The 21080-nt window shown below is 58.6% G+C and carries 16 protein-coding genes; 12 read left to right on the top strand and 4 right to left on the bottom strand.

Annotated elements, in window-relative coordinates; all coding sequences use genetic code 11:
* Positions 1-67: 67 nt before the first annotated feature.
* Positions 68-2854 (bottom strand): aconitate hydratase AcnA, encoded by a 2787-nt coding sequence (gene acnA / locus HMPREF2847_RS09255; RefSeq protein ID WP_083327373.1) that lies wholly within the window; start codon positions 2852-2854, stop codon positions 68-70.
* 367 nt (positions 2855-3221) lie between these two features.
* On the opposite strand from acnA, the gene HMPREF2847_RS09250 reads away from it, so the two are divergent.
* The 6 genes from HMPREF2847_RS09250 (at position 3222) to HMPREF2847_RS09225 (ending at position 10167) form a co-directional block, all read left to right on the top strand.
* Positions 3222-3731 (top strand): Rv1476 family membrane protein, encoded by a 510-nt coding sequence (locus tag HMPREF2847_RS09250; RefSeq protein ID WP_038625409.1) that lies wholly within the window; start codon positions 3222-3224, stop codon positions 3729-3731.
* A 629-nt stretch (positions 3732-4360) separates the two neighbouring features.
* Entirely contained in the window at positions 4361-5980 is a 1620-nt protein-coding gene (locus HMPREF2847_RS09245) for a DIP1281 family NlpC/P60 protein (protein WP_070852225.1), read from the top strand.
* 54 nt (positions 5981-6034) lie between these two features.
* Positions 6035-7039 carry an AAA family ATPase gene (locus HMPREF2847_RS09240; RefSeq protein WP_049181028.1) on the top strand — a complete coding sequence of 335 codons (1005 nt, stop codon included), beginning with the start codon at positions 6035-6037 and terminating at the stop codon, positions 7037-7039.
* The gene (locus HMPREF2847_RS09235; RefSeq protein WP_070560307.1) at positions 7039-7887 is read left to right on the top strand and encodes a DUF58 domain-containing protein; all 849 of its coding nucleotides are present in this window, start codon (positions 7039-7041) and stop codon (positions 7885-7887) included. The genes HMPREF2847_RS09240 and HMPREF2847_RS09235 overlap by 1 nt, the downstream gene beginning before the upstream one ends.
* 112 nt (positions 7888-7999) lie before the next feature.
* Positions 8000-8992 (top strand): VWA domain-containing protein, encoded by a 993-nt coding sequence (locus HMPREF2847_RS09230; protein ID WP_049190713.1) that lies wholly within the window; start codon positions 8000-8002, stop codon positions 8990-8992.
* A gap of 116 nt (positions 8993-9108) precedes the next feature.
* Positions 9109-10167: a ferrochelatase gene (locus HMPREF2847_RS09225; RefSeq protein WP_070852224.1), complete on the top strand. Its 1059-nt coding sequence runs from the start codon at positions 9109-9111 to the stop codon at positions 10165-10167.
* A gap of 40 nt (positions 10168-10207) precedes the next feature.
* Here the strand turns inward: HMPREF2847_RS09225 and HMPREF2847_RS09220 are convergent, their stop codons facing one another.
* The gene (locus HMPREF2847_RS09220) at positions 10208-11065 is read right to left on the bottom strand and encodes a hypothetical protein (protein ID WP_049181031.1); all 858 of its coding nucleotides are present in this window, start codon (positions 11063-11065) and stop codon (positions 10208-10210) included.
* 65 nt (positions 11066-11130) lie between these two features.
* Here HMPREF2847_RS09220 and HMPREF2847_RS09215 point away from each other — a divergent pair, with 65 nt between their 5' ends.
* The 3 genes from HMPREF2847_RS09215 (at position 11131) to HMPREF2847_RS09205 (ending at position 13957) form a co-directional block, all read left to right on the top strand.
* Positions 11131-11985, top strand: a complete 855-nt coding sequence (locus HMPREF2847_RS09215; RefSeq protein ID WP_070549519.1) for a DUF3097 domain-containing protein — start codon at positions 11131-11133, stop codon at positions 11983-11985.
* A 60-nt stretch (positions 11986-12045) separates the two neighbouring features.
* On the top strand, positions 12046-12483 hold the full coding sequence (locus HMPREF2847_RS09210; protein ID WP_070852223.1) for an NfeD family protein: 438 nt from the start codon (positions 12046-12048) through the stop codon (positions 12481-12483).
* Between the two features lie 91 nt (positions 12484-12574).
* A complete protein-coding gene (locus tag HMPREF2847_RS09205; RefSeq protein WP_070852222.1) occupies positions 12575-13957 on the top strand; it encodes an SPFH domain-containing protein in 1383 nt (460 codons plus the stop codon).
* 4 nt (positions 13958-13961) lie between these two features.
* Here the strand turns inward: HMPREF2847_RS09205 and HMPREF2847_RS09200 are convergent, their stop codons facing one another.
* Together HMPREF2847_RS09200 and HMPREF2847_RS09195 are read right to left on the bottom strand one after the other, a co-directional pair.
* Positions 13962-14534 carry a DNA-binding protein gene (locus tag HMPREF2847_RS09200; protein ID WP_070852221.1) on the bottom strand — a complete coding sequence of 191 codons (573 nt, stop codon included), beginning with the start codon at positions 14532-14534 and terminating at the stop codon, positions 13962-13964.
* Between the two features lie 128 nt (positions 14535-14662).
* A complete protein-coding gene (locus HMPREF2847_RS09195) occupies positions 14663-15334 on the bottom strand; it encodes a TVP38/TMEM64 family protein (RefSeq protein ID WP_070852220.1) in 672 nt (223 codons plus the stop codon).
* Positions 15335-15721: 387 nt separating this feature from the next.
* Here HMPREF2847_RS09195 and HMPREF2847_RS09190 point away from each other — a divergent pair, with 387 nt between their 5' ends.
* The 3 genes from HMPREF2847_RS09190 to meaB all read left to right on the top strand — a co-directional run bounded on the left by HMPREF2847_RS09190 (position 15722) and on the right by meaB (position 21021).
* Entirely contained in the window at positions 15722-17614 is a 1893-nt protein-coding gene (locus HMPREF2847_RS09190) for a methylmalonyl-CoA mutase family protein (RefSeq protein ID WP_070852219.1), read from the top strand.
* An 8-nt stretch (positions 17615-17622) separates the two neighbouring features.
* Entirely contained in the window at positions 17623-19842 is a 2220-nt protein-coding gene (gene scpA, locus HMPREF2847_RS09185; RefSeq protein WP_070852218.1) for a methylmalonyl-CoA mutase, read from the top strand.
* Positions 19843-19908: 66 nt separating this feature from the next.
* Complete coding sequence (gene meaB / locus HMPREF2847_RS09180) at positions 19909-21021, top strand: methylmalonyl Co-A mutase-associated GTPase MeaB (protein ID WP_038625439.1); 1113 nt, start codon at positions 19909-19911, stop codon at positions 21019-21021.
* Positions 21022-21080: the final 59 nt, after the last annotated feature.

Raw genomic sequence — 21080 nt, 5'->3', positions numbered from 1 at the left:
GCGCAACCTACCGGCCTCTAGAAGCGCTGCTTACAACAAGCCCTAGCGCGCACGAGTCAAAGGGAAACTAGTTGCCCTTGATCATGTTGCGCAGGACGTACTGCAGAATACCGCCGTGGCGGTAGTACTCAGCCTCACCAGGGGTATCGATGCGGACCACAGCGTCGAAGTCGAAGGACTCGCCGTTTTCCTTGGTAACCGTGACCTTGACGGTCTTCGGAGTGGAACCGTTGTTCAGCTCCTCCAGACCGGCAATGTCGAAGGTCTCAGTGCCATCGATGCCCAGGGACTTCCACGACTCACCCTCCGGGAACTGCAGCGGGACAACGCCCATACCGATGAGGTTCGAGCGGTGAATACGCTCGAAGGACTCAGCGATGACAGCCTTGACGCCCAGCAGCAGGGTACCCTTAGCTGCCCAGTCACGGGAGGAACCGGTGCCGTATTCCTTACCACCAACAACGACCAGCGGAGTGCCAGCCTCCTTGTAGTTCATGGCAGCGTCGTAGATGAATGCCTGCGGGCCACCCTCCTGGGTGAAGTCGCGAGTGTAACCACCGGTGACGCCGTCAAGCAGCTGGTTCTGCAGACGGATGTTAGCGAAGGTACCGCGAACCATGACCTCGTGGTTACCACGACGAGAACCCAGGGAGTTGTAGTCCTTGCGCTCAACGCCCATGGAGTCGAGGTACTGAGCAGCCGGGGTGCCCGGCTTAATGGAGGATGCCGGGGAAATGTGGTCGGTGGTCACCGAGTCACCCAGAGCTGCGAGGACGCGAGCACCCTTGATGTCGGAAACCGGTGCCGGCTCCATTTCCATCTCGTCAAAGTACGGTGCCTTGCGGATGTAGGAAGACTTGTCGTCCCAAGCGAAGGTCTTACCCTCCGGGGTCGGCAGGTTCTGCCAGCGCTCGTCACCAGCAAAGACGTCCTTGTAGTCCTCGTCGTAGAGCTCGGAGGAGATGGAAGCCTCGATGGTGGCCTCAATCTCTTCAGTGGACGGCCAAATATCACGCAGGAAGATGTCGTTGCCCTCTGCGTCCTGCCCCAGAGCGTCGGTCTCGAAGTCGAAGTCCATGGTACCGGCAATAGCGTAAGCGATAACCAGGATCGGGGAGGCCAGGTAGTTCATCTTCACGTCAGGGGAGATGCGGCCTTCGAAGTTACGGTTACCGGACAGAACTGCGGTAGCAGCCAGGTCGGCCTCGTTGATGGCAGAGGAAATCTCAGCCGGCAGCGGACCGGAGTTACCGATACAGGTTGCACAACCGAAGCCGGACAGGTAGAAGCCCAGAGCCTCGAGATCCTTCCACAGGTCAGCGCGCTTGAAGTAGCCGTTGACAACCTGGGAACCCGGAGCACAAATGGTCTTGACCCACGGCTTTGCATGCAGGCCCTTCTCGACAGCCTTACGTGCCAACAGACCAGCGCCAACCATGACCGACGGGTTGGAGGTGTTGGTACAAGAAGTGATGGAAGCGATGGCGACCATACCGTGGTCGAGCGTGTACTCGCCGCCCTTCGGGGAAGTGACGGTAATTGGGGAGCTCGGGCGACCTTCAGCGCTGTCAGCAGCGGACTCGCCGTGACCCTCGCGGGACTCGTTGTAGTCTGCAGCCAGCTCGGAAGTCGGTGCGGAAGCCTTGACAGCGCCCTTGATCTCGCCGTCGGAGTAGTTGTGCAGGTCCTTACGGAACTGTTCCTTGGCGGAAGCCAGCTCGATGCGGTCCTGCGGACGCTTTGGACCAGCGATGGACGGAACGACGGTGGACAGGTCCAGCTCGAGGTACTCGGAGTACTCAGCCTCCGGAGTGTTCTCGTCCAACCACATACCCTGAGCCTTGGCGTAAGCCTCGACGCGCTCCAGGGTCTCCTTGTCGCGGCCGGTCAGGGCCAGGTACTTGACGGTCTCATCGTCGATCGGGAAGATTGCGGCGGTGGAACCAAACTCCGGCGACATGTTACCGATGGTCGCACGGTTGGCCAGCGGCAGCTTGGAGACGCCAGCGCCGTAGAACTCTACGAACTTGCCGACGACGCCGTGCTGGCGCAGCATGTCGGTAACGGTGAGCACAACGTCGGTTGCGGTAACGCCCGGCTGAATGTCGCCAGTCAGCTTAAAGCCAACGACGCGCGGAATGAGCATGGAAATCGGCTGGCCGAGCATTGCAGCCTCAGCCTCAATACCACCAACACCCCAGCCCAGGATGCCCAGGCCGTTCTGCATGGTCGTGTGGGAGTCAGTACCAACACAGGTGTCCGGGTATGCCAGGCCGTTGTTCTCGAAGACAACGCGAGCCAGGTACTCGATGTTGACTTGGTGGACAATACCGGTTCCCGGAGGAACAACGCGGAAGTTGGAGAATGCACCAGTACCCCAGCGGAGGAACTTGTAGCGCTCATCATTGCGCTGGTACTCAATCTCGACGTTCTTAGCCAGAGCGTCTTCGCTACCGAAGGCCTCGATGATGACCGAGTGGTCGATGACCATCTCGGCCGGGTTCAGCGGGTTAACCTGATCCGGGTCGCCGCCGAGAGTCTTAACAGCCTCACGCATGGTAGCCAGGTCAACAACACAGGCGACGCCAGTGAAGTCCTGCATAATAACGCGAGCAGGGGTGAACTGAATCTCGATCGACGGATCAGCGGAAGGAACCCAGTTGGCGACAGCCTTGATGTGCTCCTCAGTGATGTTGGCGCCATCTTCGTTGCGCAGCAGGTTCTCACCGAGAACCTTCAACGAGTAAGGCAGCTTCTCCATACCCGGCACAGCATCAAGAGCGAAGTAGTCATAAGACTTGTCTCCGACCTCAAGCTTGCGCAGGGCGTTGAAAGAGTTCTTGCTTTCAGCCACAGTCAGCTCCATTTCTATTCGGGTGAATTGTCGCCTTAGCTGAAGAGACCGGCACTCGAATTTCGGCCCTCCACAAGGCATAGGTGCGATCACGCCGCCCCTTATCAACCAATTAAAGCAATAATCACGATGCGGGGCACACGAGCCCACGCACACGTTTTTAAGGAAGCGTTACCGTCCTTGCATCAACAATAACAGTACGAACGTTCTGTATGTAGATTACCCGCGGCGCGCCGAGTCAAGCTACCCCCGTTCACGTCCAAGACAGGCCATTATAGAGGGGACAAACGAAGCAGCATCTCCGCCAAATTGGGGCGCGTGGAAACCATTCTCACGCAAAACAGGAGCACGATACGGAAGGCAGTTAATGCATACGCCAGCAGATTCACAGGCAGCGAAAGAAACCGTCGAAAAGGCGGTCGCTCAGCTACGCACCGACAACATCGTGACAAATAACCCACAGCTCCGAGAAGCGGTCCAGCCAATTGTCGACGATGCCGCAAATCGGGGGGTTCCCAATTTCAATATCATCTACCTGGATAGCGAGAAGATTTACCCCGTTTCCGAACAAAAGAATACGGACATCTTTTCCTTTGCCCGCCAAGTGGCAGACCAAGTCGGCGGAACCACTGTTGTGCGCACGCCAGGCAATGTGGCCACCGCATCTGCCGATTTTCCCCGCGCAGCTATTGAACGCGCCGACCACGCAATGATGGAGACCCCGCGAGACTATCCGGCGGGCCTAGATGCCTACTTGCACGAACTTACTAACTACGTCGTTCCATGGACTCTTTACAGCCTGATCGCAGGCGTAGTTATCGTCGCACTCTTCGTTGGACTGACGTTCTACTGGCTACGTACACGCCCAACCACCTAAGGGGTCGCTTTACGACGGGCATTGAAGCTTATCAGCCCCACCGAGTAGATTCACCGCCCCGGTTTTCCATCCCCAGGCAAGAGATAGGGTAAGTGCCCCACAAACTGGTAGCAGCGAAGAAACCAGGCTCCACCTAAATTGGATAACACTGTTGCAGTCATCGTAATGATGTCAACGACTTTACATAGGTCAAGCATCATCGCTTGACCTTTTTTCATGCGCGTTACCCCGAATAACTACCTGCAATGCTTCGGCACGCCGACAGGCTATCGAATAGTGACATAATTCACACGCAAAACTAGGGTCCGACATAACCGCAGGCCACGACGTATAACGAAACGGTTACGAAGCAGGGGACGGTTGGTAATTTTGTTACTTATGTTTTTTTAGAGCTTTTTGACCCGTAAAGTGCTCCGTGATGCCAATAGTGGACTCAAGGGTCCAGTATTGACCAAAGAAAACTCGCGGGAGCGCCGCTGTTGCTTTTGGCTCCGGTTTCGGTTCGTCATTTTTCGAAGTTCCACCCAAGACCTGGAGGCAACAACGTGAAGATATCCAACGATGGGGAAGTCGCTGGTGTCGGACCTGAGGCGTGAACGCACCCATAGGAGAAATGTAGGAGTAACGCGGTGCCGAGTAATCGCAAAGTCCGTTCATCATATTGGACTCGTCCAATTGCCGGTATTATCACGGCGGGTCTTTTGGCGACGAACACCCAGGTTGCAGTTGCACAGCCACTAAATCCGAGTGACGCCCAGATTCGCCAAGCGCGCGAGGCGGCCTCTAACGCCGAGTCGTACTTGCAGTCCCTGGTCGCCGAGGTGACTTCTAGCGAGCGTCGAGTATCTGACCTCGAGCTACGCATGGGCACTCTCCGCGAGGATGTCAACAAGGCCATGGTGGACCTTGAAAACGCCCGGGATGCCGCTAACCGTGCACGCGACGCGGTCAACGAGGCTCGCGCTCAGCTCGACCATTCTCGTACTGAGCTCGCTAGTGCACAAAAGCAGTTCGACGAACTGGCACGGACAATCATGCGCCAGGGACGTTCCAGCGGCTCGATTCTTGAGGGCGCGCGAGACGCATCCGATGCTATTAATCGCCTGTCCGCGTTGCGTCGCGAAGCCGACCGTCAAGAGCAGACCGTTGACTCTCTGGATAAGAATCGAACTGAGGCTGCCAACCAGGAGTCGGCACTTCGCAAGAAGAGTGACGAGGCTCAGCAGGCGGAGGCCACCGCAAACCAGCGAAACACCGATGCTCAGAACGCTTACTCCGAGGCAAACCAGGAGCTTCAAAAGGAGCAAGTTGATTACCAGCAGGCGCAGGTTGACCGCGACGCCGCAAAGGCATCTTTGGACGCAGCTCGTAACGCGGTCAACGAGCTGAATTCCCAGCGCCAGAATTATGAGAACGAGCAGGCCCGCAAGGAAGCGGAAGACGCCGCTGCCAAGAAGGCCGCTGAAGAAGCTGCAGCTAAGACTCGTGCCGAGGCCCAGGCGAACCAGACCGAAGAGGATTCCTCGTCTGAGTCCACAGATGAAAGCAATAGCTCGACTGGTTCTAACAGCTCTACCGACTCGACTGGCTCCACCGGCTCGACAGGTTCTAACAGCTCCACTGGTTCTACGAGCTCCACGGGTTCTAACAGCTCCACTGGCTCGACTGGCTCCACCAGTTCCTCTGAGACGACCGAATCTACCGGCTCCTCTGAGTCCACCGAGACTTCGGAATCGTCTAGCACCGGCAGCTCGTCGTCAAGCGGCACCCCAGCACAGACTGTGGCGCCGAAGAATCCGGAGACCGGTCAGAGCACCTCGGGTTCTTCCAGCCAGAAGGTTGAGACTGTCATCGCACGCGCGATGGGGCAGCTCGGTGTCCCATACGCATGGGGTGGTGGCAACGCCAACGGCCCTACCAAGGGAATCCGTGACGGCGGAGTAGCTGACTCCCACGGCGACTACAACAAGATTGGTTTCGACTGCTCGGGACTGACTCTGTACGCCTACGCGGCTGTTGGCATTGACCTACCTCACTACACCGGCTACCAGTACCAGCGCGGAAAGCACTACCCGGCATCTCAGATGAAGCGTGGTGACCTGCTGTTCTGGGGCCCGAATGGTCACGGCCACGTCGCTATCTACCTGGGCGATGGCAAGATGATTGAGGCACCACAGTCCGGTTCTGTGGTTAAGATCTCGCCAGTCCGTTATAACGGAATGACACCGAACGTTGTCCGCCTCGTCTAGTTTCTAACGACGTGTTCTACAGGTCGGGCGACCGACCTAAAGAAGGGTTTCTCTGTGACCTACCCAACGCCCACTGACCACACGGACCTCGAGCGCGCATACGCGGAGCTGGGGAAGGTTGTGGTTGGCCAGGAGCACCTGATCAAGCAGCTCTTTATCGCTATGCTCGCAGGAGGTCATGTCCTGCTCGAAGGTGTTCCGGGTGTTGCGAAAACTCTGGCAGTGTCTACTTTTGCCAAAGTGATGGGTGGTTCCTACTCCCGCATCCAGTTCACTCCGGATTTGGTGCCATCGGATATTGTCGGCACCCGAATTTTCCGCCAGGACACCTCGGAGTTCATTGTCGAGCCCGGCCCGGTCATGTCCAATATCGTGCTCGCTGATGAAATCAACCGCGCACCGGCGAAGGTGCAGTCGGCACTGCTGGAAGTCATGGCAGAGCACCAGGTGTCCATCGCAGGGGAGTCCACGCCAGTACCGGAGCCGTTTTTGGTCCTGGCCACGCAAAACCCAATTGAAAACCAGGGTGTCTACCCACTGCCGGAGGCTCAGCGGGATCGTTTTCTATTCAAGGTCCTCGTGGGTTACCCCACTCCGGCGGAAGAGCGGGAGATTGTCTACCGCATGGGAGCCACCCCTCCAGTCGCGCAGCAGATTCTCACCCCAGAGAGTGTCCGGGAACTGCAGCGCGCTACCCGCGAAGTCTTTGTCCACCACACACTGATTGACTACATCGTGGCCGTCATCGAACTCACCCGTAATCCGATGCGGGCGGAATTGAAGGATGTCGACCGCTGGCTTTCCTATGGCGCATCGCCGCGTGCAACTCTTGGTGCTGTCGCGGCTGCCCGCGCCCACGCGCTGTTTTCCGGTCGCGACTATGTCGTGCCGGACGATGTGGTCTCCGTGCTTCCCGACGTGCTGCGTCACCGCCTGGTCCTGTCCTATGAGGGCCTGGCCGATGGCGTTACTCCCGAACGGATTATCGACATCGTGTTGTCTCACGTGCGCCTTCCCCAGGGCGCGGGCACTGGCTCCGATGAGGGCACTGCCTCCTAATGTCAGCTCGTGAAGACGATCTTGCACGCGTCCTGGCGTACTTAGAGCTAACTGTTACGCGTAAGCTCAACGGGCTTTTGCGCGGCAGCTTTCTTTCCACCGCTACTGGAGATGGCTCTGAGCCGCTTGGCTCCCGCGAATATGTCATCGGCGATGATGTTCGCCAGATGAACTGGGCAGTGACAGCCCGTACTGGAGTGCCTCACGTTCGCACCTCCGAGGCCGAGCGCGAGCTGGAGTGCTGGATCGTCGCCGAACCCGCCGCACGTTTGTCCACGGGCTTGGCCGATACCACCAAACGACATCTGCTCACCGCCGCTGCCGGCGCGGTAACGATGCTTAACGACGCCCCGGGGTCCCGAACTGGATTAATCGCCGGTGGCACTCCAGTGCCCGCGGGCCAGGGCCGTGCCCACAGCTTGATGCTGCTCAAGCACTTGGCTGACGCGACCGCTGAGCACAATCTCGCCGCGGATATTGACACAGTAATGACCCAGGCTCCGCGCGCTGGATTATTGGTTGTCATCTCGGACTTCCTTGGATCACTCGATTGGGCGCGACCGCTGCGCGTTGCCTCGGCCTCGACAGAGATTATGGCAATCCGCCTGGTCGATCCAGCCGATGAAGCCTTACCCGGCGATGGCCCGGTGGTCATGGCGGATTCAGCAACTGGTGAAACCATTGAACTCAACATCAACGACAAAACCCGCGCCGAGTACGCAGCTCAGGCTAGTGCCCACCACGAGCGTGTAATCAATGAACTGCGCAAATGCCGTGCTCGCGTTATTACCTTGCGTACGGATTCCGATTGGGTACTGGATTTTGCCCGACAAATTGGCCAACATTAGCGTCTGAGTAACCGCTTGTTAGTGCTATTTTTAGGCCACCGACTAACCGGCTATAGCCACTGGTTTATACGCGACTGTTTAGGCGACTGGATGTGAGGAAACTGATACCGCGATGACGTTCCTAAACTCAACTTTTGCGCACCCAGGTTGGCTGCTCGCGCTCGCTCTGCCTCTCGTGGCAGCCGTGGCCTATTGGATCAGCACTAAGCAGCGAAAGCAACGTGCCATTGCCTTTGGCAACTTCACCATCGTTGGGTCACTGGGGAATAAGTCGTCGGCACGCCTACGCCATGTCGTGGCTATCAGTGCGCTGTTGTCTCTAGTTCTGGTCATCATTTCGTTGGCCGGCCCGATTTCGGAGACCAAAGTCGCCCGCAACCGAGCGACGGTCATGCTGGTAGTCGACGTTTCGCTGTCCATGTCGGCCACGGATGTTGCGCCCGACCGCATCACTGCCGCTAAAGAAGCCGGCCAAGAGTTCGTGGAGAACCTTCCCGACGACCTCAATATCGGCCTGGTGACGTTCTCTGGCCGCGCTCGCACTGCGGTCAGCCCGACTACCAACCATGACACCGTGAATCGAGCCCTTCAGGCTGCTGAGTTAGATCAAGCGACTGCTACCGGTGATGCCATCGCTGCCGCGCTCGATGCCATCAATCAGTTCAGCGACTCAGTCCAGGGCGGGGGAGAAGGCGCCCCACCAGCGACAATTGTGCTGCTTTCCGACGGCAAACAGACCGTCCCGCAAGAGCTCGACGATCCCCGCGGCGCGTATACCGCCGCCGCCGAAGCCGCCAAGGCCGGGGTGCCTGTCAACACGATTTCGTTCGGTACCGCGCAAGGCGCAATCACGGTTCAGGGCGAGTTAATTCCAGTGCCTAACGACGACGATTCGCTGCGAGAAATCGCACGTCGTACAAAAGGTGAGTTCTTCAGCGCCGGTTCCCTCGAGCAGCTCCGGGATGCATATGGCTCGCTGGAGGATGATATCGGTTACGAACTCAAGCGGGCCGAGAATCCGAGGCCCTATCTGATTGCAGCCTTCGCGATGCTGCTAGTGACCGTGGGCTCACTGCTGGTGACCAATCGTCGAATTCCGCAATAGGGCCGGGTTAGGGTGCCGTCGTAAAGCAATTGGATGGAACCCAGCAGGCAGGAGACCATGGGCATTGAGCAGTCGTCTTATGGTGTCCTCAGACTGCGCTACTAACATGGTTGCCTATGTCTTCTGATAATTTTGACGCTATTTTGTTGTTGTCTTTCGGAGGTCCCGAAAAGATGGCCGATGTGCGTCCCTTCCTGGAGAATGTCACCCGCGGCCGCGGAATTCCGCCGGAGAGGTTGGACGAGGTCGGTGCTCACTATGCGCACTTCGGCGGCAAGTCCCCGCTCAACGATTTAAACCGCGAAATTGTCTCCAACCTTAAGGCTGAGCTCACTCGCCGTGGCTATGACTTGCCTGTTTATTTCGGCAATCGCAATTGGCATCCGATGGCTGAAGACACCGCGGCAAAGATGGCTGATGACGGCGTTAAGCGAGCGCTCGTTTTCGCCACTAGCGCCTGGGGCGGATACTCCGGCTGCCGCCAGTATCACGAAGACATTGCTCAGATGCGCGAATCTCTGGGCGACCGTGCTTTTGACATGGAGAAAATTCGGAGCTTCTACGATCATCCGCTCTTTATAGAAGCCTATGCAGATGCCGTGCGTGAGGCGTTTGCCAAGCTACCGGATGACCGTCGTGACGAGACCCGGCTTATTTTCACCGCTCACTCTATTCCGGTCTCTGCGGACAAGGCATCTGGACCGGTAGAGCTCGGCGGAAATCTTTACTCTCGCCAGGTCAACGAAGCAGCGCGGCTCGTCGCCGATGCAGTCGGTATCACCAACTTTGACGTCGTTTGGCAGTCCCGCTCTGGCCCGGAGCACGTGCCGTGGTTGGAGCCTGACATCGTCGACCACGTTGAAGCGGAGGTCACCCAAGGCCTTCGATCCGCAGTAGTGTGCCCGATTGGCTTCATCTCGGACCATGTTGAGGTCGCCTGGGATTTGGATGCTGAGCTACAGGATGAAATGGCTCATCACGACATAGTCATCGAGCGTGTCGCAACACCTGGCCCGACGGCTACTTTCACTGACATGCTCGTGGAGCTCATCGAAGAGCGCATCGCAGATGCCGAACCCCGCCGCCTGGGAAGTGAACCGCTACTCGGCTCGGCCTGCAACGGCGCCCCCTGCGCCGCATCCTGTTGCACCCCGGCAAAGCGCCGCCCACACTGATTCCCTTGGCCTCAATTGGACCGCAGGGCAAGGCAAACCTCTAGCGGGTCCACTCCTGAATCGCGTATTCCACCGCGCTCATCCGCGCCTGCCGAATCTTTCGCCACAGCGGGATGAGCTGCGCGTCAAACGCGGCGCTGCCGTGCCCCGACTCGCTGCCCTGTGCCACCGCCAGAATCGACGACACCCGATCAGCTCTGGCGAGCACTCCCAGTGCACGGCGTGGCACATCATCCGGAACAAAAGCCATGTCCAGATGATCATCAAGCATGCCGACCATCAGCCGGGGATCCACCTTCGGGGTACCACTGCTTGACGACGTCAGCGGTGAACGCGGCATCGCCGCAATAGTGGCAGCCGCAACTCGCGCCGCATCCGCCAGCTGCAAATCCGCCTCGCCAGGGGAGAGATAAGCCGGCTCCGGGATGTGTCCTTCGAGCGTATACCAGTGCCACTGCAGCAGACCGGGCACCGGCGATGTCACTGGTACGAGCGCATGGTTCCAACCCGGCTCCGCATCCGCAATCACAATGGCTGAGCCTGCTGCGCGTGCGGCCTCAGCGGCGTCGGTTCCCGCAGGCAGTGCAGGTGCGTCACCGGGTCCGGAGAGAATAAGGCGGACGAGGGGACGATGGTCACTGTGCCAATCTCCCGCGTCAGTAACTGCTCGAAGAAGGCGGAGCATGTCGCTTCGATCGAGATCAGCGTCGCAATCGATGACATTCGGAACCATGGCGTCGGCAAGCACGAATGTCCCCGGAACTGACGTGGGCCCGCCGAGCGAGTCAAGAGCATCGAGGAGATGATCGTAGTTTTCCAAACCCGACAACCATGCGCCCAGCCAAAGGGCGATGTGCTGAGTTGGACTCCAGACCTGGTCGAGAACACTGCGCTGCATAGTGCAGCTCATCCTAGTGCAGTGTGTCGCCGGTTCCGTAACCCATGCTGTTAATCTCAGTATCCATGAGCTTTCAAGACCCGTATCGCAATCAGGACGTGTTTGCTGGCGCACGTGGCCACCGCCGTCGTATCCCGCAGCCGGCACGCGAGGTAACAGCAGAAAATGGTGTTGTCGTCGAGGCGTCCTATGACGGATTCGTCGGTGCGATTATCGGGTTAGAGAAAACTTTTGACGGCTGGTGCGTTCGGCTGGAGGACCGCCACGGAAAGTCGCGGCTGTTTCCCATGCACGAGCGCGGTTTTCTCATCGATGGCAAACCTGTGACTCTGGTACGGCCGAAGGCACAACCAAAGAAGCCCTCGCAGGATCTGTCGGCATCGGGCTCGCGCAAGGTCCACAACGTCAAGGCTAAGGTTGCTCTACCCAGCCGTATCTGGGTCGAGGGTATTCATGACGCGGCAATTGTCGAGAAAGTATGGGGCCACGATCTGCGTGTTGAGGGCGTAGTCGTCGAGTATCTGGAGGGCTTGGACAATCTCCCGGAACGCTTGGCCGAATTTGGTCCAGGTCCGAAGCGCCGCGTCGGAGTCCTGGCAGACCACTTGGTGGAAGGCAGTAAAGAAAGCCGCATGACTCAGCAGCTCGGCCCGCATGTGATGGTCACTGGCCACCCATTTATCGATGTCTGGCAGGCGGTCAAGCCCTCGTCGGTAGGCATTGAAGAATGGCCGGAAGTTCCTTACGGGGAGGACTGGAAGACAGGAATCTGCCGTCGCTTGGGCTGGGGAGACGACCCCAAGGAGGGCTGGCGACGCGTCTACGCAGGTGTACACACCTACCGTGATCTGGAGTCGGATTTGATTGGTGCAGTTGAGCGCCTGGTCGACTTCGTCACTGAGCCACATATGCAGTACTGATCCCGAAATACTGGCTCCACTCGCCCCACATTTGTTCTGCAAAGTAGGTAGGGTGAGGGCGTGATTTCTCTCCTTTGGCTCGGAGCAAGCCTCCTACTGGTTCTCGGTGAACTCGCGGTCGGAGATTTAGCACTGTTAATGCTCGGAGGTGGTGCGCTGGCAGCGTCCGGTGCGAGCCAGCTTGGAGCGCCGCTTTGGCTGTCAGTGGTTATCTTCGCCGTTGTGTCCGCCGCACTTGTGCTGACAGTTCGCCCTGTGTTGCGCAGGAAGATGGCAAAACCGGACAAGTCCGCCGAACTGGAGTCGCGTCCGGAACTGCTAGCGGGCCGTCATGCTGAGGTCATCGAGCCAGTTTCCTCGTCAGCGGGTCTGATTAAGGTCAACGGCGAGTTGTGGAGCGCGCGCAGTCTTCTGACTGCACAGACCTTCGATGCGAAGGAAAGAGTCACGATTGTAGAGATTTCGGGCAATACCGCAGTAGTGGACAAGCTGCTCTGAGCAGTCAACTCACTTAAAGGGCGCTCGGAGCACTCTTAGTTACTGACCATCAAATAACTGACCACACAGTTTCTAGCTACGAGGGAATACCATGGAAGGCTTTATCATCCTCGTCGTTTTCATTCTCGTGGTTGTTACCTTGGTTCTCAAAGCGATTGTGCTGGTCCCTCAGGGTGAAGCGGCAATCGTAGAGCGACTGGGACGATACACGCAGACACTGAATAGCGGCCTGAACTTCATCATCCCGATTATTGACCGAGTGCGCGAGAAGGTTGATACCCGTGAGCGTATGGTTACCTTTCCGCCACAGGCAGTGATCACCGAAGACAACCTGACTGTGGCTATCGATACCGTCGTGACCTTCCAGGTCAACGAACCGGATCGGGCGATTTACGGTATCGACGACTACATCTTCGGTGTCGAACAGATCACTACCGCAACGCTTCGCGACGTCGTGGGTGGTCTGACCCTGGAAGAGACACTGACTTCCCGTGACTACATCAACCGCCGTCTGCGCGGCGAGCTGGACGAGGCCACTGCCAAGTGGGGTCTTCGTATCGCTCGTGTGGAGCTGAAGGCTATTGAGCCGCCACCGTCGATTCAGCAGTCAATGGAAAAGCAGATGAAGGCCGATCGCGAGAAACGCGCCATGATTCTGACTGCGGAAGGTACCCGCGAAGCCGATATTAAAACTGCTGAGGGCCGTAAGCAGGCACAGATTCTGGCCGCCGAGGGTAACAAGCACGCAGCAATTCTGGCTGCTGAAGCTGAGCGTCAGGCAACCATTCTGCGCGCTGAGGGTACTCGCGCCGCTACCTACCTTGAGGCACAGGGTAATGCTCGCGCTATCCAGAAGGTCAACGCCGCTGTCAAGGCTTCACAGTTGACACCTGAGATCCTTGCCTGGCAGTACCTGGAGAAGCTACCTGAGCTGGCAAATAAGGACGGCAATACTGTTTGGATGATTCCGTCGCAGTTCGGTGACAGCCTCGAGAGCTTCGCTAGGGCTTTCGGCAAGAAGGATGCCGACGGCGTGTTCCGCTATGAGCCTCCGGCCGTGAGCCGAGAGACCAAGGAAGAAGCTGAGCAGGGCCGCGATGAGAACTGGTTCGACATGTCGACCAACCCGGAGTTGGCTCGTGCGGTTGCCGCGGCGAACGAGGTCGCTAACCGCCCGGTTGATGATCCGGTAGCTGCAGCAACTGGTAATGCCCCTGAGAGGAAGAAGAACCGCCGCGCTGAGTCGGCTCAGCCCGCTCAGCCTGAACAGTTGGGTGGCCAGAACCGCCCGGCAGCGGTTGAACCTGCAACACCGGATGCACCGGCTGCACCGTCAGTTCCCTCCGGCAAACGTGACCTGTACTCGGCTCCTGGTACCGGTAATACCACTGCAGGCGGCGGTGCCCACTCCACCGATCGTCCAGATTTTTCAGGATGGTCACGTGACCCTTACGCCCCAGAAAATGGGCAGTAAGTTTTTATAACTCGTCAGCTCGCTGAAGCAGGTGGACGGCCAGGTCCCACCCGGCCAGCTCCGCCTGCCAGCCAGCTGCTGCGAGGCGCTGATTGACGGCCTGCTTAGAAACTCCCAATTCTTCCGCGGCCTCCACCTGTGAATAACCAGCGCGAACCAAACCAGTTGCCTCGCGCCCTTCGGGGGACCTGCGAGAGATAACGTGGTGCAGCAATGTGAATGCTGCACCAATATCCTCGGAGTAGTCCTTACCGCGCGGATTGTTAGTCCGAATGCGGGTTTTTACCGTGCCAGCTCTGCCTCCCTTACCGATGACTGAGCTCGATGCCCGATGCGCTTGCTCAATGTTGTCCTGAGGACAAACACCGATACCTACTGCCCAGTCACCTGCGGCCAATAGCGCCAGCACAAGCGTGGTGACTCCCACAGCATTATCAGGAGCTGCGCGAAGCTCTTCGATACCTGCAACCTCAACAGTTCCTACGCCTTCCAGGCCGGAAAGTGCCTGCGCAGAGGCCTGAACGTGATCTGCCCTGCGAGTAGATCGACCGCGATACCTGGCAAAGACTGAGTACATACGTTCTAGTCTAGCCCCACCCCTTGACAGTTGGGCTAAGACACGTTCATTGCCTCTGCAAACTCACGGGCAACCAACACCAGCCCGCCGAAAAACTCACGTCTAGTTCAAGAGCGCTAAGCGGTGTTTTAACGTTTCGAAGAACCGGTTACGACAGGGAACTTGGCGTCCGCAAGAAGCCCCAGCAGGCCAAGCACGAGCAGAATTCCCGTGGCCACCGCAAAGCGCACGTCGAAGCCGACCAACAGCGCGTCGCCAAGCAAAACGACGGCGAGTGTGTTCGGCGCCGAACCTAGGGCAGTGGCGATGATATACGGCACGATGCGTATCGACGACAGCCCACAGGCGTAGTTGAGAAACGAAAATGGCACGCCAGCAATCATGCGCAAGCTGAGCACTGTGAGCCAGCCGCGTTGTTCCAACCGATGGTCGAGACTGAGGAGACGGCGGTTGGTCAGGTGCGTGCGAAACCAGTCGCGTCCCAAAAACCGCACAATACAGAGGGAGAGAAGGGCAGACACCGTGGTCGCAGTAATTGCGAGCAGGAAACCGAGCATTGGTCCGAAGAGGATTCCGGAAGCCAAAGTGAATACGGTGCGGGGGATTGGAAACTGAGTCAGTGCAACGTATGCGAGAAAGTAGAGGAGAGGGAACCAGTCACCGGCATCGATGGACCACTGCCGGATGGTAGCGACGGTGGGAACATCGACGTACAGCGTGACGACGACCCCCACACCTACGGCTAGCACCAGCAGAACCTTTTTGAGTGTAGGGGTAATTCGCACATCGGATACGTTCACCCATTTGAGGTTACCGGGGATTGCGGAGAAGCGTGTGACCTGCGAGTTGGAGGCCCTGCAAGGAGGGCGATTCAGTGGCTAAAGGCGTTTGCCCTTTATTTCACTAGGATGGGAGTCAAGGTCACTATGCCTTGGCTCGAGCACTTGACGTGCCCGTCAGCACAAAACCGAACGTAAGGGTATTGCACAAGTAGCTGAAAAGTTCAGTGCACGGACACTCGGGTGAGTCTTAGCGTCTGACTAGTGGCTCTTATTGACTATTGGAGGAAGCCAACGCCTTTAGATCCCTTTTCGTCGCGGAGAATTCGGAAATTGTCGCAGCCGAATATCCTCGGCCATGGATTGATGGGGGGCGTTGCTTAGAACATGTAAGGGAGAAGGTCTGTCGTGACTGACCGAACGACCCCCGAATCACCTTCCACGCTGCCGTCAAACTTCGAGGAATTGCAGAATTCCTGGTATCAGGGCGTGGCCAAGGTATTCGCGCGGGTGCACAAGCAAGACGTTGCAGATGTACCGCTCGATATTTGGAAACGACTGATTCAGACCACCTACGACGGTGTCGATGTCCGTCCGCTCTACACCCGCGCGGATGAGCATGCGGAAAGCCCAGCTCCGGGTCAGTTCCCATTCGTCCGTGGCGCAAAGGTCACTTCGGACAACACCAACGGTTGGGGCGTTCGAGAGACTTTCGGTCGCCAGTACCCGGGTGAGGAAGCCCTTGACCCAAAGGCCGTCAACGAGGCTCTGCTGACTGCCCTGGAAAACGGCACCACGGACATCCGCCTGGACTTCACCGGCTCCCTCGAAGCCGCTGACGTGCCAGCTCTGCTTAACAACGTCTACCTCGACCTTGCTCCGATTGCCGTACATGCTGGTAAGAAGACTGCACAGGTTGCGGAAGCACTGACGTCCTACATCGAGCAGGCAAACCCGACTAATCCGGACAACATCGCAGTAGAGCTTTCTGCAGCTCCGCTGACCTCTGCTTTTGCCGGTATTGATGATGTTTCTCTCGACGAGGCCATTCAGCTGGCCGTCAAGGCAGCTAAGCAGCCGGGCGACGTCCGCGCCCTGCTTGTCGACGGCGTTGTTTTCTCCAACTTGGGCGCAAACAACATCCAGGAGATCGGCTACAGCCTCGCCGTTGGTGTCGCCTACCTGCGTGCGCTGACTAAAGCGGGCTTGAGCGCTGAAGAAGCGCTCGGCCAGATTTCTTTCCGCTTTGCCGCTACCGACGACCAGTTCGACACCATTGCGAAGTTCCGCGCCGCTCGCGTTCTGTGGGCCCGCGTTGCTGAGGTCATCGGTGCCCCTGAGTCTGGCCGCGCTCCGATGCACGCCGTGACAGCCCCAGTCATGTTTAGCCAGCGCGATCCGTGGGTCAACATGCTGCGTGTAACTGTCGCCTCCTTCGCCGCAGGTGTCGGCGGTGCTTCCTCAGTTGAGGTTCTGCCGTTTGATTACGCAGTTGTCGGCGGCATGCCGAACGTCTCCAAGACTTTCAAGGCTCGCATCGCTCGCAACACCAACCTGTTGCTGCTGGAAGAGTCTCACCTTGGTTACGTCGCCGACCCAGCAGGTGGCTCCTATTTCGTCGAAGACCTGACCGAGGAAATGGCTGACAAGGCGTGGGAGATCTTCTCCGGCACTGAGGCCGCCGGCGGTTTCACCTCCGCAGAGGCCGGTATTCGCGCCGCCCTGGACGCTACCTGGGAAAAGCGCCGCGCCGATATCGCACATCGCCGCACCAAGGTCACCGCTATCAACGAGTTCCCGAACCTGGCTGAAGCCCCACTGGCTCCCGAGGCTCGCCCGGAGGGCGATCCGATTCGCCGTTGGGCACGCGACTTCGAGGCGCTGCGCAACCGCTCCGATGACTTCCTGGCTGAAAAGGGCAACCGTCCGCTGATTGCCATGCTGCCGCTGGGTCCGCTGGCCAAGCACAACATCCGCACTGGTTTTACCTCCAACCTGCTGGCTTCCGGCGGTATCGCCGTCGCTAACCCCGGCCAGGTTGTGCCGGGCGAGGCCGGTTTCGAAGAGGCAGTGAAGGCCTCTCCGATTGTCGTGCTGTGCGCAGCCGACAGCGAGTACGAGGCCTCGGGCCAGGACGCTGTCAAGGCCGCCCGCGCCGCAGGCGCTAAGCAGGTCCTGGTGGCCGGCTCCGAGAAGAGCTTCGCTAATGCCGCTGAAGACGCTCGCCCCGACGGATACCTGAACATGACCATCGATGCTGTCGCGGAGCTGTCCCGACTGCTGAACGAACTGGGAGCGTGAAGGAAGTAATGACCACCATCCCAAATTTCGCTGACATCTCCCGCAACACCGACGACGCGGCAGCTGCCACCAACAAGGCAGCTGCCGCGGAAGCTGGTGAAGTGTGGACCATTCCAGAAGGCATCGACGTCAAGCGTGTCTACGATCGCGCTGACCGCGACGCCGCAGCTGCCGAGGGCCACCCGGTAGATTCTTTCCCGGGTATCGCCCCATTCATGCGCGGGCCGTACCCGACCATGTACACCAACCAGCCGTGGACTATTCGCCAGTACGCTGGTTTCTCCACCGCAGCTGAATCCAACGCCTTCTACCGTCGCAACCTCGCGGCCGGACAGAAGGGTCTTTCGGTCGCTTTCGACCTGGCGACCCACCGCGGTTACGACTCGGACAACCCGCGTGTGTCCGGCGACGTCGGTATGGCCGGTGTGGCAATTGACTCGATTTACGACATGCGTGAGCTCTTCCAGGGCATTGACCTGGGCGGTGTCTCGGTGTCTATGACCATGAACGGCGCTGTGCTGCCGATTCTGGCCTTCTACATTGTCACTGCTGAAGAGCAGGGCGTTTCGACTGAGCAACTGCGCGGTACGATCCAGAACGACATTCTCAAGGAGTTCATGGTTCGTAACACCTACATTTACCCGCCGAAGCCCTCGATGCGAATCATCTCTTCGATCTTCGAGTACACCTCGGCAAAGATGCCGAAGTTCAACTCGATTTCGATTTCTGGCTACCACATTCAGGAAGCCGGCGCGACGGCCGACCTCGAGCTCGCTTACACGCTTGCCGACGGCATCGAGTACCTGCGGGCCGGTATTGACGCTGGCCTGGAAGTTGATAAGTTCGCTCCGCGTCTGTCCTTCTTCTGGGGCATCTCGATGAACACCTTCACCGAGATTGCCAAGCTGCGTGCAGGCCGTATCCTCTGGTCCGAGCTGGTTGGCAAGTTTGGCCCGAAGAACCCGAAGTCGCAGTCCCTGCGTACTCACTCGCAGACCTCCGGTTGGTCGCTGACCGCCCAGGACGTCTACAACAACGTCGCTCGTACTGCTGTTGAGGCTATGGCCGCAACGCAGGGCCACACCCAGTCGCTGCACACCAACGCCCTGGACGAGGCCTTGGCACTGCCGACTGATTTCTCGGCCCGTATTGCTCGTAACACTCAGCTGCTGCTCCAGCAGGAGTCCAACACCACGCGTCCGGTTGATCCGTGGGCTGGTTCCTACTACATCGAGTGGTTGACCAACGAGCTGGTCAAGCGTGCACGCCAGCACATCGACGAGGTCGAAGAGGCTGGCGGTATGGCACAGGCCACGATCGAGGGCATTCCGAAGCTCCGCATTGAAGAGGCGGCAGCTCGTACGCAGGCTCGTATTGACTCGGGGCGCCAGGCTCTCATTGGCGTGAATAAGTACCAGGTCGAAGAGGACGAAGCCATCGAGGTTCTCAAGGTTGAGAATTCCCGCGTGCGCCAGGAGCAGATTGACAAGCTGGCTCGCCTGCGTGCCGAGCGCGACGAGGAAGAGGTTCAGAAGGCACTGTCCGCTCTGACCGATGCTTGTCGTAACCCGGGTGAACCGGGGGACCTGGACAAGAACCTGTTGAAGCTCGCTGTCGACTGTGCTCGCGCCATGGCCTCCATCGGTGAAATCTCCGACGCCATGGAAGAGGTCTTCGGCCGCCACCAGGCCGAGATTCGTACCCTCTCCGGCGTCTACAAGGACGAAGTTGGCAAGGAGGGTGCCGTGTCTAACGTCTCCAAGGCCATTGCCATGGCCGATAAGTTCGAAGAGCAGGAAGGTCGCCGTCCGCGTATCTTCCTGGCCAAGATGGGCCAGGATGGTCACGACCGCGGCCAGAAGGTCATCGCGTCCGCCTACGCGGACCTCGGCATGGACGTTGACGTGGGGCCGTTGTTCCAGACTCCGGAGGAGGCCGCCAAATCGGCAGTCGACTCGGATGTCCACGTCGTCGGTGTTTCTTCGCTGGCCGCCGGACACCTGACGCTCGTGCCTGCTCTTCGCGATGAGCTGGCAAAGCTGGGTCGCGAGGACATCATGATTGTCGTCGGTGGTGTTATCCCACCGGGCGACTTCCAGGAACTCTACGATGCCGGCGCCGCGGCTATTTACCCGCCGGGCACTGTCATCGCTGATTCGGCAATCGACATGATGACCAAGCTCTCTGCCGAGCTGGGCCTCGACATTGCCGTTGACGAAGAGTCCTAATTAACTACCGCATACGCGCTGAGCTGAGCGTTCAGCTCAGCGCGTTGTCGGAATTGAGAAGTAGCGATGAACGAGTTTCTTGAAGAAAACCTGGGCACCCTCGTCACTACCGCTGGCACGGTCGTTGAGGGCAAGACAGCTGTGGCCCCCGAAGTCGTCCGTCGTGCGCGACGACGGATCGATGTTGACGACCTCTTTGAGGGCGTGCGGGCTGGAAACCGCACTAAGTTAGCTCGGGCAATCACTCTGTTGGAGTCGACTGCTCCGGCGCATAAGGTGCTGGCTCAGGAACTACTGGTGAAGTTGCTGCCATTTTCCGGAAAGGCTATGCGTGTCGGCCTTACCGGTGTCCCCGGCGTCGGTAAATCAACCACGATTGAAACCCTCGGGCTGAAGCTGATTGAGGAGGGCCACCGCGTTGCAGTGCTGGCCATCGACCCGTCATCGACGAAGTCCGGTGGTTCGATTCTGGGCGACAAGACCCGTATGTCCCGGCTCTCGGCCGCGGATGAAGCCTTCATCCGTCCGTCGCCTTCTGCGGGCACGCTCGGTGGTGTCGCCAAGGCAACCCGTGAAGCCATGGTGGTGCTGGAGGCCGCAGGCTACGACATTGTCATCGTCGAGACTGTCGGCGTCGGTCAGTCCGAGGTCGCGGTGGCACAGATGGTAGATACGTTTGCGTTTTTGGCACTCGCCGGCGCTGGCGACCAACTCCAGGGCATCAAGAAGGGTGTGCTGGAAATGGCCGACGTGATTTCTATCAACAAGGCGGACGGTAAGAACCTGCGCCCGGCAAAACGCGCTGCGCGTGACCTGATGACCGCCATGAAGATGGTGCGTTCCTCAGATCAAGTCTGGACTCCACCGGTGCTGACTATGTCGGCATTGGAAGACGACGGCATCGACAAGTTCTGGCAAGCCATCGAAGACCATGTCGAGGCTATGCACGAGAATCATCTCTTCGATGAAAACCGCGCTAACCAGCAGATTAAGTGGATGTGGTCCATGGTGCACGAAACGCTCTTGCAGCGACTCAACACCAACGAGGCTGTGCAGATAGAGAGCTCCCTGGTGGAAAAACAACTCCGCTCGGGGCAGCTCACACCGACGCTCGCTGCCCAGCGCATCATGGAGGCATTCGACAAAGGAAGGGCACCGAACGCCGGGCTCGACGATTAGGTCCTGAACAACGTAGCTCCCACCAGCGAGTTCAATTCCTAGCCGCGCGGGTGGGAAAC

It is taken from the genome of Corynebacterium sp. HMSC074C03 (genome assembly GCF_001838285.1).
Classification (GTDB): Bacteria; Actinomycetota; Actinomycetes; order Mycobacteriales; family Mycobacteriaceae; genus Corynebacterium; species Corynebacterium amycolatum.
Note: the sequence above shows the minus strand (reverse complement) of the source record. Positions and strands in the feature narration are given on the sequence as shown.

Bases quoted from the DNA above. Each gene is read 5' to 3' on its own strand.
- HMPREF2847_RS09225 (WP_070852224.1), top strand. From the start codon at position 9,109: ATGTCTTCTGATAATTTTGACGCTATTTTGTTGTTGTCTTTCGGAGGT.
- HMPREF2847_RS09235 (WP_070560307.1), top strand. From the start codon at position 7,039: ATGTCAGCTCGTGAAGACGATCTTGCACGCGTCCTGGCGTACTTAGAG.
- HMPREF2847_RS09250 (WP_038625409.1), top strand. From the start codon at position 3,222: ATGCATACGCCAGCAGATTCACAGGCAGCGAAAGAAACCGTCGAAAAG.
- HMPREF2847_RS09200 (WP_070852221.1), bottom strand. From the start codon at position 14,534: ATGTACTCAGTCTTTGCCAGGTATCGCGGTCGATCTACTCGCAGGGCA.
- HMPREF2847_RS09230 (WP_049190713.1), top strand. From the start codon at position 8,000: ATGACGTTCCTAAACTCAACTTTTGCGCACCCAGGTTGGCTGCTCGCG.
- HMPREF2847_RS09205 (WP_070852222.1), top strand. From the start codon at position 12,575: ATGGAAGGCTTTATCATCCTCGTCGTTTTCATTCTCGTGGTTGTTACC.
- meaB (WP_038625439.1), top strand. From the start codon at position 19,909: ATGAACGAGTTTCTTGAAGAAAACCTGGGCACCCTCGTCACTACCGCT.
- HMPREF2847_RS09220 (WP_049181031.1), bottom strand. From the start codon at position 11,065: ATGCAGCGCAGTGTTCTCGACCAGGTCTGGAGTCCAACTCAGCACATC.
- HMPREF2847_RS09215 (WP_070549519.1), top strand. From the start codon at position 11,131: ATGAGCTTTCAAGACCCGTATCGCAATCAGGACGTGTTTGCTGGCGCA.
- scpA (WP_070852218.1), top strand. From the start codon at position 17,623: ATGACCACCATCCCAAATTTCGCTGACATCTCCCGCAACACCGACGAC.